Here is a 14,214-nt window from a genome sequence, read left to right on the forward strand (position 1 = left end):
TCATGCTCGATCGCGATTCCGCTTCGAAATACATCAACGACCTGCTGGAACTGATGGTCAACAACCGCGGGTCGGACTTGTTCATCACGTCCGACTTTCCGCCCGCCATCAAGGTCGATGGCAAGATCACCCCGGTGTCCCAGCAGCCGCTGAACCCGACCCAGGCACTGGGGCTCGTGCGTTCGATCATGAACGAACGGCAGGTGCAGGATTTCGACACGTCGAGCGAGTGCAACTTTGCTATCACCGCGCCCAATGCGGGCCGGTTCCGCGTGTCGGCATTCGTGCAGCAGGGCAAGGCCGGCATGGTGGTGCGGACCATCAATACGCGCATTCCGTCGGTGGAAGATCTGGACCTGCCCGCGTCGCTGCACGAGATCGTGATGTCCAAGCGCGGACTCGTGATCGTGACCGGCGCCACGGGCTCGGGCAAGTCGACGTCGCTCGCGGCCATGCTCGACCACCGCAACGCGCATTCGTACGGCCATATCATCACGATCGAAGATCCGATCGAGTACGTGCACGCGCACCAGAACTGCATCGTCACGCAGCGCGAGGTCGGCATCGATACCGAGTCGTGGCACGTGGCGCTGAAGAACACGCTGCGCCAGGCGCCCGACGTCATCCTGATCGGCGAAATCCGCGATCGCGAGACGATGGAGTACGCGATGCAGTACGCCGAGACGGGCCACCTGTGCCTGGCCACGCTGCACGCGAACAACGCCAACCAGGCGATTGACCGCATCGTCAACTTCTTCCCCGAGGAGAAGCGTCAGCAGCTGCTGATCGACCTGTCGCTGAACCTCAAGGCGATGATCTCGCAGCGCCTGCTGCCGCGCGCGGGTCAGAAGGGCCGCGTGCCCGCGGTCGAGATCATGATCGGCACGCCGATGGTGGCGGACCTGATCTTCAAGGGCGACATCCACGAGCTCAAGGAAGTCATCAAGAAATCGCGCGAGCAGGGCATGATCTCGTTCGATCAGGCACTGTTCGAACTCTACGAGGCGGAAAAGATCGCCTACGAGGACGCGCTCAAGAACGCGGATTCGCTCAACGATCTGCGGCTCATGATCAAGCTTCACAGCAAGCGGCATCGCGATACCGATATCGCCGCGGGCACCGAGCACCTGAACGTGATCTGACGCGGCAGTATTCCGTGCCGGTGTGATGCGTTATGCTGGCGGCTCCTTATCAAGGAGTCCGCTCATGAGCAACGATATTCGTAACGTCTATCAATTCGAAGCGAATGCCCTGACGGGCGCGCCGGTATCGCTGTCCGATTACCGTGGCAAGGTACTGCTGATCGTCAATACCGCCAGCGAGTGCGGATTCACGCCGCAATACACGGGCCTGCAGACGCTGCATGACGTCTACGGCGAGCGTGGCTTCGAGGTGCTGGGCTTCCCGTGCAACCAGTTCGGCAAGCAGGAGCCCGGCGACGCCGCGCAGATCGGCGCATTCTGCGAATCGCGCTTCCAGGTCACGTTCCCGCTGTTCGCGAAGATCGACGTCAACGGTGCCGACGCGCATCCGCTCTACCGCTGGCTGACTGCCGAGAAACCGGGGGTGCTCGGCACGCAGGCCATCAAGTGGAACTTCACCAAGTTCCTGCTGCGCCGCGATGGCACCGTCTTCAAGCGCTACGCCCCGACCACCAAGCCGGACGAGATCCGCGCCGACATCGAGACCTTGCTGGCCGATCCCGGCGCCTGAACGCGTGAAGCGTTACCCCAGCATCCGATCCACCAGCTCCACCCAGTGCATCACCGGCGTATCGGTGCCGCTTTGCAGGTGCGTGATGCAGCCGATGTTGGCGGAAACAATGGTCTCGGGCGAGGTCGCCTGCAATTTGTTCAGCTTGTCGTCGCGCAGGCGATAGGACAGCTCGGGTTGCAGCACCGAATAAGTACCGGCCGAGCCGCAACACAGATGGCTGTCGGCACACAGCTTGACTTCGATGCCGAGCCCCGTCAGCAGGCCCTCCACCTTGCCGCGAATCTGCTGGCCATGCTGCAGCGTGCACGGCGGGTGCCATGCGATACGGCGATTGCTGCGCGGCACCGCGCCAGCCAGCCGGTGCAATTCGTCGGAAAACGCGGGCAGGATCTCGGAGATGTCGCGTGTGAGTTCGGACACGCGCGCCGCGCGCTCGGCATAGGCGGGATCGTCGCGCAGCAGATGGCCATAGTCCTTGACCATGGCACCACACCCCGAGGCATTCATCACGATCGCTTCGGCACCGGCCTGAATGTACGGCCACCATGCGTCGATATTGGCGCGCATGTTGTCGAGCCCGCCCGCGTGATCGCCGGTATGGAAGCGGATGGCTCCGCAGCAACCGGCTTCACGCGCCACCAGCGTCTGCACGCCAAGGCGGTCCAGCACGCGCGCCGTCGCGGGATTGATATTGGGTGACATCGTGGGCTGCACGCAGCCCTCCAGCAGCAGCATCTTGCGCGCATGCGTGGTGGACGGCCACTTGCCGGGCGCGGCCATCTTCGCCGCCGACGGTACCTTGTTGCGCAGCGTCTGCGGCAGCAGCGGTCGCACGAGTTGGCCCATGCGCAGGGCGGGTCCGAACAACGCGGGACGCGTCAGGCTTTCGCGCAGCGCCCACCGCTTGAACCGTTCCTGCGCGGGACGCTCGATGCCGGCGTCGGCCAGCACGTCATCGACGACCTTGCGGCCGATATCGACCAGACGGCCGTAGCGCACGCCCGACGGACACGTGGATTCGCAATTGCGGCAGGTCAGGCAGCGATCGAGGTGCAGCCGCGTGGATTCGGTCACGGGGTGACCTTCCAGCATCTGCTTCATCAGATAGATACGGCCGCGCGGTCCGTCGAGTTCATCGCCGAGCAACTGGTAGGTCGGGCAGGTGGCCGTGCAGAAACCGCAGTGCACGCATTTGCCGACGATCGATTTGGCTTCCTCGCCCTCGGGCGTATTGCGCAGGAATTCGGCCAGGGTGGTTTGCATGGTGGGGACCTTGGCGTAGCGGTTCAGAGACCGGGATACATGCGTTGCGGATTGAAGATGCCGGCCGGGTCGAACGTGGCCTTGAGCCGTTGATGAATGGCCATCAGTGGTGAGGCAAGCGGCGTGAACACGCCTACGTTCTTGTCGCCGTTACGGAATAGCGTGGCATGGCCGCCCACCGCCTGCGCGGCCGCGCGGACGGTCTGGGCCGCGTTGTCGTCATCCCCCGCAGGCGCGAGCCACCAGCGTTGCCCGCCGCCCCATTCAACGAGCTGGGCGCCCGGCAGCGGCAGCACCGGCGCCGTGGTCGGCGTGGCGATGCGCCACAGCGCGGTACCGTCCTGCACCGGCGCAAAAAACGGGTGCGATTGCTCGCGCAGGCTGTGCCACAGCGCCACCGCTTCCGCTTCGTGCACGCGTTCGCCGCCCAGTTTCTCGCAGGCGGAGCGGATTGCGGCGGTGGCGCCTGACAGTCGCACGGACAGCACGCCGTCATGCCAGACCGAAGCCGCCACCGGCAGCGGCTGGCCGCCCCATGTATTCAGGCGTTCGAGCGCCTCCTGCTGCGACACCTCGAAACGCAGCGTGGCATCGCCGAACGGCACCGGCATGACCTTGAGCGACACTTCGAGAATGATGCCGAGCGTGCCCAGCGACCCCGCGAGCAGGCGCGAGACGTCGTAGCCGGCCACGTTCTTCATGACCTGACCACCGAAGTTCATCACCTCGCCGTGGCCATCCATCAATTGTGCGCCCAGCACGAAGTCGCGCAGCGCGCCCGCCGATTGCCGGCGCGGACCCGAAAGGCCCGCCGCCACCGCGCCACCAAATGTCGCGCGGCCCGGCGCGCAGAAGTGGGGCGGCTCGAACGCGAGCATCTGGCGGCAGTCCGCGAGCGCCGCTTCGATTTCGGTCAGCGGCGTGCCGCAACGCGCGGTAATCACGAGTTCGGCTGGATCGTAGTCAACGATGCCTGTGTAGGCCGTGGTGTCGAGCACGTTGCCCACGAGGGCCTGGCCGTAGAAATCCTTGCTGCCGCCGCCTCGCAGGCGCAGCGGCGTGCGCGCATCGGCGGCGGCGCGGATGGCGCCGCGAAAGTCGTCGAGAATCGCTTGCATGTCGGTGGGGGTGTCTCTGGTCGTTGTTATGGTCGTTGCTGTGGATGTCGGCAGCGACTCAGAATCGCGGCAGGTCCGGGTGCGGCAGCAGGCCACGCCGTACGTGCATCTTTCCGTACTCGGCGCAACGCGCCAGCGTGGGAATCGCCTTGTCGGGATTGAGCAGGCGCGCCGGATCGAAGGCCGCCTTCACGCCGAAAAACGCCTCGCGCTCCGACGGCGAGAACTGCACGCACATCGAGTTGAGCTTTTCCACACCCACGCCGTGCTCGCCGGTGACCGTGCCGCCAAGCTCGACGCACGACTCGAGGATGTCCGCGCCGAACAGTTCCGCGCGGTGCCACTCGTCCTGGTCCTCGCCGTTGAACAGGATCAGCGGATGCATATTGCCGTCGCCGGCGTGGAACACGTTGATGCAGCGCAGCCCGTACTTGAGCTCCATCTGCTCGATGCGCTTGAGCAGCGTGCCGATATGCTTGCGCGGAATCGTGCCGTCCATGCAGTAGTAGTCGGGCGAGATGCGGCCCGCGGCCGGAAACGCATTCTTGCGGCCGCTCCAGAAACGCAGTCGTTCGGCTTCGCTTTGCGACACCGTAATGCGCGTCGCGCCGGAGGCACGCAGCACCTCGCTCATGCGTTCGATTTCTTCAGCCACTTCCTCGGGCGTGCCATCGGACTCGCACAGCAGGATCGCGGCGGCCTCGACGTCGTAGCCCGCGTGCACGAATTCCTCCACAGCCGCAGTGGCCGGGCGATCCATCATCTCGAGGCCGGCCGGGATGATGCCGGCGGCAATCACGTCGGCGACGGCATTGCCGCCTTTCTCGACGTCATCGAAGCTCGCCATGATCACCTGCGCGAGTTGTGGCTTGGGGATCAGCCGTACCGTGACTTCGGTCACCACCGCGAGCATGCCTTCGGAGCCGATCACCGCGGCCAGCAGGTCCAGCCCCGGCGCATCGGGCGCTTCGGAGCCGAACACCACGACGTCGCCTTCCATCGTCACGCCGCGCACGCGCAGCACGTTGTGCACCGTCAGGCCGTACTTGAGGCAATGGACGCCGCCCGAGTTCTCGCTGACATTGCCACCGATCGAACAGGCGATCTGCGACGACGGGTCGGGTGCGTAATAGAGGTTGTACGGTGCGGCGGCTTCGGAGATCGCGAGGTTGCGCACGCCGGGCTGGACCACGGCCGTGCGCGAGCGCGGATCGAGTTCGACGATGCGCTTGAACTTGGCGAGCGACAGCACGAGGCCCCCCGCGATCGGCATCGCGCCGCCGGACAGGCTCGTGCCCGAGCCGCGCGGTACCACGGGCACGCCGAGCGTATGGCACAGGCGCAGCACTTCGCAGACCTGGTCCTCGGTATCGGGCAGCACCACGGCATCGGGAACCTGGCGATAGGCCGCGAGCCCGTCGCATTCGTACGGGACGGTGTCTTCGGACTTCCACAGGATCGCGGCGTCGGGCAGGATGCGCGCGAGGCCGGCGAGCAACGCCGCGCGGCGTTGTTCCGCGGAGGCATCGGGCGCGGCCGGGGCGAGAGATTGAGCGTCTTGCGGGGCATTCATGGCAACTCCTGTGGCGACCTTCTGGCGCGCCAAGACGGGCCGGCCGAGTGCGCTGACTATAGCGCAGGGCCCCTGCCGCGGGCGCGTTTGCCCACGTGAATTCGGCGTGGCAGACCGATCAAAACTGCTCATGCCACGCCGGAGCGGGCTCCGGTATGCGTCTCTCCAGCTTAGTCGCCAGCGCCCCGGAGAGCGCGAAGAGCGGTTACCACTCGAGGCCCAGCAGCCAGTCCACGAAGTAGCGTGCCTCGGGCTTCAGCGGGGCCTGTTCGCGCTCGACGATGTAGTAACCGTGCGGCGACACGGATTCGATATCGAGCAGCTTGACCATCTGTCCGGCCGCCAGCCACTGGCGCGCCATGCGCTGGCGCACGAGCGCCACGCCCTGATTGGACGCGATCGCCTCCAGCAGCAGGCCGATGTCGTTGAACTGCGGGCCGACCTGCGGCTCTGGCCAGTCGAGGCCGGCGGTTTCGAACCACGGCCGCCACGGCTCCAGCGGGCTGCGCAGCAGCACGAGGTTGTGCAGGTCCGCGGGCTTGGTGATCGAGCGCCCGTTGATGCGGTCGTAATACTCGCGCCCGCATGCGGGGAACACGTTCTCCACCAGCAGCTTGGTCGTGCGCAGGTCGGGGTAGCGGCCGGTGCCGTAGCGCACCTCCACGTCGGTGTCCTCGGCCTTGACGTCGAGGAACGGAATCGCCAGATGCAGCTCGAGGTCGATATGCGGATAGAGCGCGCCGAACTCGGGCAGGCGCGGCACCAGATGCTGACGCCCGAACGTGGGCGGAATGGCCACGCGCAGGCGCGTGCGCAGCTTGTTGTACTCGGGCCGCGCGAGTTCGTTGAGCGACTTGAGCGCGTCCTGCACGTTGCGCTGGTAGCGCGCGCCGGCCGCGGTCAGCCGCAGCGCCGCGTTGGAGCGCACGAACAGGTCTTCGCCCCACAGCTCCTCGAGATTCTTGATGCGGTGCGACACGGCGCTCGGCGTCACCGAGAGCTCCTCGGCCGCGCGCGCGAAGCTGCCCAGACGCGCGGCCGCCTCGAAGGCGATCAGCAGGTGCAGCGGCGGGACGCGATGGAAGACGGAGGCCATGCTAGCGCGCCGCGCTGAAGATCTTGCCGGGGTTGAGGATGTGGTTCGGGTCGAGCGCATCCTTGATCGCGCGCATGACGTCGAGTGCATCCTCGCCATGTTCCTGCACGAGGAACGCTTTCTTGTGCAGCCCCACACCGTGCTCGCCGGTGCAGGTACCGCCCATGGCCAGCGCGCGCTCGACGATGCGGCGGTTGATGGACTCGGCCTCGGCCATCTCCTCGGGTTTGGCGGGATCGACGAGGATGGCCACGTGGAAGTTGCCGTCGCCGACATGGCCGACGATCGGGCACGGCAGGGCGGAGGCGTTGAGGTCCTGCTCGGTCTCGGTCACGCATTCGGCCAGGCGCGAGATCGGCACACACACGTCGGTGGTCACCGATTTGCAGCCGGGCTTCAGCTGCAGCATCGCGAAGAACGCGGTGTGGCGCGCATTCCAGAGCCGGCTGCGATCTTCGGGGCGCGTGGCCCACTCGAAGCCCTGGCCGCCGTGCTCGGCGACAATCTGCTGCACGGTCTCGGCCTGCTCGCGCACGCTGGCCTCGGTACCGTGGAATTCGAAGAACAGATGCGGCGTCTCGGCCATGGTCATGGCGTCGTGCCGGTTGATCGCGCGAATGGCGAGGGCATCGACAAACTCGACGCGCGCCACCGGCACGCCCAGCTGAATGGTCTCGATGGTCGCGCGCACCGCGTCGCCCATGCTCGGGAACGCGCACACCGCCGCGGAGATCGCCTCGGGCTGCGGATACAGGCGCACCGTTACCTCGGTGATGATGCCGAGCGTGCCTTCGCTACCGACGAACAGGCGGGTCAGGTCATAGCCAGCGGACGATTTGCGCGCCTGCGTGCCGGTGCGGATCACGCGGCCGTCGGCGGTAACCACCGTTAGCGCCAGCACGTTCTCGCGCATCGTGCCGTAGCGCACCGCGTTGGTCCCCGACGCGCGCGTGGCGCACATGCCGCCGATCGACGCATCGGCACCCGGATCGATCGGGAAGAACAATCCGGTGTCCTTGATCTCCTGATTCAGCTGCTTGCGCAGCACGCCGGTCTGCACGGTGGCGCTCAGGTCTTCGGCATGGACCGCGAGCACGCGGTTCATCTGTGACAGGTCCAGGCTGATGCCACCGGCCACGGCCAGCAGATGGCCCTCGAGCGACGAACCCGCGCCATAGGGGATCAGCGGCACCGCGTGCGCGTTGCACAGGCGCGCGACCTCCGCCACCTCTTCGGTGGTATGGACGAACACCACGGCGTCGGGCGGCTCGGGCGGAAACGGCGACTCGTCGCGACCGTGATGCTCGCGCACGCCGGCCGACGTGGTGAAGCGGTCGCCGAAACGCGCGGCCAGCGTCTGCGCGACGATCTCCGGCAGCGGTCGGCGCGCGAGCGCGGCGGCAGGGGTGGGGTGATTCATGACGAGCGTCTCCGGCGGGCTTCTTGGAATGCCGTCATTCTACGCCCGCCGCCGCGCGCGGCTTCCTGCCATGCCCATGCGGCGCCATAATGCGCATCGAACTACAAGGAGACCGCATGGGCAACCGCCTGTCGAAGATCGCGACGCGTACCGGGGACGCCGGCACCACCGGGCTGGGCGACGGCAGCCGCACCGGCAAGAACAGCCTGCGCATCGCCGCCATCGGCGACGTGGACGAACTCAACTCGCATATCGGCGTGCTGCTGACCGAGCCCGGGGTACCGGCCGATGTGCGCGATGCACTGCTCGCGGTGCAGCACGATCTGTTCGACCTGGGCGGCGAACTGTCGATTCCAGGCTACACCCTGCTCAAGTCCGAGCAGGTCGCGCAACTCGACACGTGGCTGGAACATTACAATGGCGCGCTGCCGCGCCTGGCGGAGTTCATCCTGCCAGGCGGCGCGCGCGCCGCGGCAAGCGCCCACGTCTGCCGTACCGTGTGCCGGCGCGCCGAGCGCGCGCTGGTGGCACTCGGCGCGACCGAGGCGCTCAACGAAGCGCCGCGCCAGTATCTGAACCGGTTGTCCGATCTGCTGTTCGTGCTGGCACGCGTGCTGAACCGCGCGGCGGGCGGCACGGATGTTTTGTGGCAGCGAGAGCGAAAAAGTTGATAATACGGCGCATTTTGGCAATTGCCGGCGGGGCGGGGCACGGGAAGTGATGAAACGGCATTAACCGAGAAAATTACTCGGAAATGTCGGTTTGGCCCTTGAAATGCCCCCGGACGGCCACATTTCGCACTCAGGTTGAATTGCAGCCCCCCACTGAGCGCGGGGCTCAATAGGAGAGAACAGAATGGGTAAGATCATCGGTATCGACTTGGGTACCACCAATAGCTGCGTTTCGGTGCTTGAGGGCAACACCCCCAAGGTCATCGAGAATTCCGAAGGCGCGCGTACCACGCCTTCGATCATCGCTTACATCGAAGACGGCGAAATCCTGGTCGGCGCGCCGGCCAAGCGTCAGGCCGTGACCAATCCGCGCAACACGCTGTATGCCGTGAAACGCCTGATTGGCCGCAAGTTCGAAGAGAAGGAAGTCCAGAAGGACATCGGCCTGATGCCGTACGCCATCGTCAAGGCCGACAACGGCGACGCATGGGTCGGCGTGCGCGACCAGAAGCTGGCGCCGCCGCAGGTGTCGGCTGAAGTGCTGCGCAAGATGAAGAAGACCGCCGAGGACTACCTGGGCGAGCCGGTAACCGAGGCGGTGATCACGGTGCCTGCGTACTTCAACGATTCGCAGCGCCAGGCCACCAAGGATGCCGGCCGTATCGCCGGTCTCGACGTCAAGCGCATCATCAACGAGCCGACCGCGGCCGCGCTGGCGTTCGGCATGGACAAGAACGAGAAGGGCGACCGCAAGATCGCCGTGTATGACCTCGGCGGCGGCACGTTCGACATCTCGATCATCGAGATCGCCGACGTGGACGGCGAGAAGCAGTTCGAAGTGCTGTCGACCAACGGCGACACGTTCCTCGGCGGTGAAGACTTCGACCAACGCCTGATCGACTACATCATCGGCGAGTTCAAGAAGGAACAAGGCGTCGATCTGTCGAAGGACGTGCTCGCGCTGCAACGCCTGAAGGAAGCCGCCGAAAAGGCCAAGATCGAACTGTCGAGCACGCAGCAGACCGAAATCAATCTGCCGTACATCACGGCCGATGCCTCGGGTCCGAAGCACTTGAACCTGAAGATCACGCGCGCCAAGTTCGAAGCGCTGGTCGAGGAACTGGTTGCCCGTACGATCGAGCCGTGCCGTATTGCGATCAAGGACGCTGGCGTGCGCGTGGGCGATATCGACGACGTGATCCTGGTCGGCGGCATGACCCGCATGCCCAAGGTGCAGGAACAGGTCAAGGAGTTCTTCGGCAAGGAAGCGCGCAAGGACGTGAACCCCGATGAAGCCGTGGCCGTCGGTGCCGCGATTCAGGGTGCCGTGCTGTCGGGCGACCGCAAGGACGTGCTGCTGCTGGACGTGTCGCCGCTGTCGCTGGGTATCGAAACGCTTGGTGGCGTGATGACCAAGATGATCACCAAGAACACGACCATCCCGACCAAGCACGCGCAGGTGTTCTCGACCGCCGACGACAACCAGCCCGCGGTGACCATCAAGGTCTACCAGGGCGAGCGTGAAATGGCGACCGGCAACAAGCTGCTGGGCGAGTTCAACCTCGAGGGCATTCCGCCGGCAGCGCGCGGCACGCCGCAGATCGAGGTGTCGTTCGACATCGACGCGAACGGCATCCTGCATGTGGGCGCCAAGGACAAGGCGACCGGCAAGGAAAACCGAATCACCATCAAGGCGAATTCGGGACTGTCGGAAGACGAGATCCAGCGCATGGTGAAGGACGCCGAGGCCAACGCCGAGGAAGACAAGAAGGCGCGCGAGCTGGCCGATGCCCGCAATCAGGCCGATGGCCTGGTGCACTCGACCCGCAAGGCGCTGACCGAGCATGGCGACAAGCTCGAGGCCGGCGAGAAGGAAAAGATCGAGACCGCGATCCGCGAACTCGAAGAAGCGGCTCGTGGCGGCGACAAGGCGGAAATCGACACCAAGGTGACGGCGCTGTCTGAAGCGGCCCAGAAGCTTGGCGAGAAGGTCTACGCCGAGATGCAGGCCCAGGCTGGCGAAGCAGGTGCCGCCGGGGCAGCAGGCGCGGCCGGTGCCGCGGGCGCGCAGCAGCAAGCGCATCCGCAGGACGACAATGTCGTGGACGCCGAATTCAAGGAAGTCAACGACAAGAAGTAAGCGGGAACGGGCGGCGGCGCGGGTGATGCCGGCGCCGCCCCCGACCCGACGCCGGGCGACGGAGATCCGAAGTTCGCGGTGAAAACCGCACTCGGATGCCGCGCTCGGCTTTTTTGCTTATTTATCAGGTAAGAGCCACCATGGCAAAACGTGATTACTACGAAGTGCTCGGGGTAGGCAAGAACGCGAGCGATGAAGAGATCAAGAAGGCTTATCGCAAGCTCGCGATGAAGTATCACCCGGACCGCAATCCGGACAGCAAGGACTCCGAAGACAAATTCAAGGAGGCCAAAGAGGCCTACGAGATGCTGTCTGACGCGGACAAGAAGGCCGCATACGACCAGTATGGCCACGCGGGCGTGGACCCCAATATGGCCGGCGGCTTCGGCGGCCAGCAGGGTTACGGAGGCTTTGCCGAGGCGTTCGGCGATATCTTTGGCGACATCTTCGGTCAGCAGGCTGCCGGCGGCGCGCGTCGCGGCAACGGACCGCAGGTGTATCGCGGCACCGATCTGCGCTACAGCATGGAGATCTCGCTCGAGCAGGCCGCGCATGGTCACGAGGCGCAGATCCGCGTCCCGCACTGGGACGAGTGCGAGCACTGCCACGGCAACGGCGCGGAACCGGGTTCGTCGGTCGAGACCTGCCCGACCTGCAACGGCATCGGCCAGGTGCGCGTGTCGCAGGGCTTCTTCACGATGCAGCAGACCTGCCCGAAGTGCCACGGCAGCGGCAAGTTCATCCCGAAGCCGTGTACCAAGTGCCACGGCCAGGGCAAGCTGAAGTCGCAGAAGACGCTCGAGGTCAAGATTCCGGCCGGCATCGACGAAGGCATGCGCATCCGTTCGTCGGGCAACGGCGAGCCGGGCATCAACGGTGGCCCGCCGGGCGATCTGTACGTCGAAGTCCATATCAAGCCGCACCCGGTGTTCGAGCGTGACGGTGATGACCTGCACTGCCAGATGCCAATCTCGTTTGCCACCGCGGCACTGGGCGGCGATATCGAGGTGCCGACCCTAAGCGGCCGCGCGACGTTCCCGGTGCCCGAAGGCACGCAGGCGGGCAAGACGTTCCGGCTACGCAGCAAGGGCATCAAGGGCGTGCGTTCGGGCTACCCCGGTGACCTCTACGTCCATGTGGTCGTCGAAACGCCGGTCAAGCTGACCGAGTCGCAAAAGGAACTGCTGCGCCAGTTCGATCGCTCGGTTCACGAGGGCGGTTCGCGCCATAGCCCGCAGGAGCAATCGTGGCTGGACAAAGTGAAGAGCTTCTTTAGCTGATCGAAGGCCGGACATTGTCCGGCCTTTTTCGTATGGGGGGCGATGCGCGATAATGTTTCGTCATCGCGCATTGCCTTTGCCCCCTTTGTCTTCCTCGCTCCCGCCCCCTTCCCGTTTCCCGTTCGTACTGCTCGACGATGCCACCGCGCCCGCAGGGGATGCGGTGTCGCGTCTCTACACGGACTTCGTACGCGAGGACGTCGTGGCGTGTGGTGGCGACGTGCACGCGCTCGATGCGCTGCTGAGCGCGGGATGGGCCGAAGGCCTGCATGCGACGTTGTTCGCACCGTATGAGTTCGGTGGCGCGCTTGTCGACGCGCCCGTACATGTCGGCAACGCGCTGCCGTTCCACGACGGCGCGCTGCGCGTGCAGTGGTTCCGTACGCTGCGGCGGATGTCGGCGCGGGATGTCGGCGCATGGCTGGCGGCGACGGCCAGCGCCGCCCCCGCCGGCGTGCTCGACGTGCATAGCGACACGCCATGGCTGACCTACGCCGATGGCATCGCGCGCATCCACGATTGGATCGCGTCCGGCGACACCTATCAGGTCAATTTCACACAGCGTCTGCGCATCTCGATGTTCGGCGATCCCGTGACGCTGCACGCCGCGTTGCGTGCCGCGCAGCCGGTGCCATACGGTGTGCTCGCGCATCTGCCCGGCGACCGGTGGGTGTCGTCGTTGTCGCCCGAACTGTTCGTCGTGCACGATGGTGGTGGTCAGCTGCTCGCGCGCCCGATGAAAGGGACTGCTCCGCGCAGTGGCGATGCCGAACGCGACGCGCAAGCTGCGCGGACGTTGGCCGCGGATCCGAAGAACCGGGCCGAGAACGTGATGATCGTCGATCTGCTGCGCAACGATCTGGGCCGCATCGCGGTGCCGGGCAGCGTCAGGGTGCCCGAGCTGTTCGCGGTGACACCGTTCGGTCGCGTGCTGCAAATGACGTCGACGGTCACAGCCGAGGCGCGCGCTGGCACGCGCTTCAGCGATCTGATGGCGGCGCTGTTCCCCTGCGGCTCGATCACTGGTGCGCCGAAGCGGCGAACCATGGAGATCATCGCCGCGCTCGAATCGTCGCCGCGCGGTCTGTACACCGGTGCGATCGGCTGGCTCGACGCCGACGGTGCTTTTGCGATGTCGGTGGCGATCCGCACCCTCGTGCTCGGCGCGATGGGCGCGGATGGCCTGCGTGCGGGAGAGATGGGCGTCGGCGGCGGCATCGTGCACGACAGCGTGGCCAGCGACGAATACCTCGAATGCGAGTGGAAAGCGCGCTTCCTGACCGCGCACGATCCCGGCTTCACGCTGTTCGAAACCATGCATGCGCGCGATGGTGTGTGTCTGGCGCAGGAACGGCATCTCGCGCGCCTTGCGCAATCGGCGGCGGCATTCGGCTTTACGTTCGATGCGGCCGCGGCGACTGCAGCGGTGGAGGCCGAGGCTGCGCGGCTCGGCAAGGGCGACTGGCGTTTGCGTGTGAGTGTGAACAAGGCCGGTGTGCTCGCGTTTGCCAGCGGGGCACTCGTGCCACTGACGCAGCCAGTGTCGATCGATTGCGCGCCCGAGCCATTGCCAGACGCCGATCCGCTACGCCGCTACAAGACCAGCGCGCGCGCGGTCTATGACGCCGGCTGGCAGGCCGCCGAACGCCACGGCGCGTTCGACCGCCTGTTCTTCAACACGCGCGACGAGTTGCTCGAAGGCGGGCGTAGTTCAGTGTTCGTGAAGATCGACGGCGAATGGCTGACGCCACCGCTCTCGGCGGACATCCTGCCGGGCGTGATGCGCGCGCACATGCTCGCGCATGGCGACCCACTACTCGATGGCCCCGTGCGCGAGGCCACCATCACGCGCGCGATGCTCGCGCGTGCGCAGCAGCTAGTGGTGTGCAATGCGCTGCGCGGCGCGATGGCCGCTGTGCTGGCGTAGGGTTTAGGTT

General features: G+C 65.8%; 11 protein-coding genes. 6 read left to right on the forward strand and 5 right to left on the reverse strand.

Annotated features, from left to right (window positions below):
• Positions 1-2: 2 nt before the first annotated feature.
• Complete coding sequence (locus LDO41_RS20870; protein WP_223991671.1) at positions 3-1,142, forward strand: PilT/PilU family type 4a pilus ATPase; 1,140 nt, start codon at positions 3-5, stop codon at positions 1,140-1,142.
• 76 nt (positions 1,143-1,218) lie between these two features.
• On the forward strand, positions 1,219-1,713 hold the full coding sequence (locus LDO41_RS20875) for a glutathione peroxidase (RefSeq protein ID WP_223992082.1): 495 nt from the start codon (positions 1,219-1,221) through the stop codon (positions 1,711-1,713).
• Between the two features lie 12 nt (positions 1,714-1,725).
• On the opposite strand, the gene glcF is transcribed toward LDO41_RS20875, so the two are convergent.
• The 5 genes from glcF to LDO41_RS20900 form a co-directional block, all read right to left on the reverse strand.
• On the reverse strand, positions 1,726-2,979 hold the full coding sequence (glcF, locus tag LDO41_RS20880; protein ID WP_223991673.1) for a glycolate oxidase subunit GlcF: 1,254 nt from the start codon (positions 2,977-2,979) through the stop codon (positions 1,726-1,728).
• Between the two features lie 23 nt (positions 2,980-3,002).
• A complete protein-coding gene (glcE, locus tag LDO41_RS20885) occupies positions 3,003-4,097 on the reverse strand; it encodes a glycolate oxidase subunit GlcE (RefSeq protein WP_223991675.1) in 1,095 nt (364 codons plus the stop codon).
• Between the two features lie 58 nt (positions 4,098-4,155).
• Complete coding sequence (locus LDO41_RS20890) at positions 4,156-5,670, reverse strand: FAD-linked oxidase C-terminal domain-containing protein (RefSeq protein WP_223991676.1); 1,515 nt, start codon at positions 5,668-5,670, stop codon at positions 4,156-4,158.
• Between the two features lie 205 nt (positions 5,671-5,875).
• On the reverse strand, positions 5,876-6,766 hold the full coding sequence (locus tag LDO41_RS20895) for a LysR substrate-binding domain-containing protein (RefSeq protein ID WP_223991678.1): 891 nt from the start codon (positions 6,764-6,766) through the stop codon (positions 5,876-5,878).
• 1 nt (position 6,767) lies between these two features.
• Entirely contained in the window at positions 6,768-8,186 is a 1,419-nt protein-coding gene (locus LDO41_RS20900; RefSeq protein ID WP_223991680.1) for an FAD-binding oxidoreductase, read from the reverse strand.
• Positions 8,187-8,302: 116 nt separating this feature from the next.
• Between LDO41_RS20900 and LDO41_RS20905 the strand changes: the two genes are divergently transcribed.
• The 4 genes from LDO41_RS20905 to LDO41_RS20920 all read left to right on the forward strand — a co-directional run bounded on the left by LDO41_RS20905 (position 8,303) and on the right by LDO41_RS20920 (position 14,204).
• Positions 8,303-8,857, forward strand: coding sequence for a cob(I)yrinic acid a,c-diamide adenosyltransferase (locus LDO41_RS20905; RefSeq protein ID WP_223991681.1), 555 nt, complete (start codon positions 8,303-8,305; stop codon positions 8,855-8,857).
• A 184-nt stretch (positions 8,858-9,041) separates the two neighbouring features.
• A complete protein-coding gene (gene dnaK, locus LDO41_RS20910) occupies positions 9,042-10,997 on the forward strand; it encodes a molecular chaperone DnaK (protein WP_223991682.1) in 1,956 nt (651 codons plus the stop codon).
• A gap of 140 nt (positions 10,998-11,137) precedes the next feature.
• On the forward strand, positions 11,138-12,277 hold the full coding sequence (dnaJ, locus tag LDO41_RS20915) for a molecular chaperone DnaJ (protein WP_223991683.1): 1,140 nt from the start codon (positions 11,138-11,140) through the stop codon (positions 12,275-12,277).
• Between the two features lie 52 nt (positions 12,278-12,329).
• Positions 12,330-14,204, forward strand: a complete 1,875-nt coding sequence (locus tag LDO41_RS20920) for a chorismate-binding protein (RefSeq protein ID WP_377741086.1) — start codon at positions 12,330-12,332, stop codon at positions 14,202-14,204.
• The last annotated feature ends 10 nt before the right edge of the window (positions 14,205-14,214 follow it).

The sequence above is a fragment of the Cupriavidus pampae genome, from assembly GCF_914271485.1.
Classification (GTDB): domain Bacteria; phylum Pseudomonadota; class Gammaproteobacteria; order Burkholderiales; family Burkholderiaceae; genus Cupriavidus; species Cupriavidus pampae.

Coding starts and splice junctions, on each gene's coding strand:
- LDO41_RS20870 (WP_223991671.1), top strand. CDS start 3: ATGCTCGATCGCGATTCCGCTTCGAAATACATCAACGACCTGCTGGAA.
- glcF (WP_223991673.1), bottom strand. CDS start 2,979: ATGCAAACCACCCTGGCCGAATTCCTGCGCAATACGCCCGAGGGCGAG.
- glcE (WP_223991675.1), bottom strand. CDS start 4,097: ATGCAAGCGATTCTCGACGACTTTCGCGGCGCCATCCGCGCCGCCGCC.
- LDO41_RS20890 (WP_223991676.1), bottom strand. CDS start 5,670: ATGAATGCCCCGCAAGACGCTCAATCTCTCGCCCCGGCCGCGCCCGAT.
- LDO41_RS20895 (WP_223991678.1), bottom strand. CDS start 6,766: ATGGCCTCCGTCTTCCATCGCGTCCCGCCGCTGCACCTGCTGATCGCC.
- LDO41_RS20900 (WP_223991680.1), bottom strand. CDS start 8,186: ATGAATCACCCCACCCCTGCCGCCGCGCTCGCGCGCCGACCGCTGCCG.
- LDO41_RS20905 (WP_223991681.1), top strand. CDS start 8,303: ATGGGCAACCGCCTGTCGAAGATCGCGACGCGTACCGGGGACGCCGGC.
- dnaK (WP_223991682.1), top strand. CDS start 9,042: ATGGGTAAGATCATCGGTATCGACTTGGGTACCACCAATAGCTGCGTT.
- dnaJ (WP_223991683.1), top strand. CDS start 11,138: ATGGCAAAACGTGATTACTACGAAGTGCTCGGGGTAGGCAAGAACGCG.
- LDO41_RS20920 (WP_377741086.1), top strand. CDS start 12,330: ATGTTTCGTCATCGCGCATTGCCTTTGCCCCCTTTGTCTTCCTCGCTC.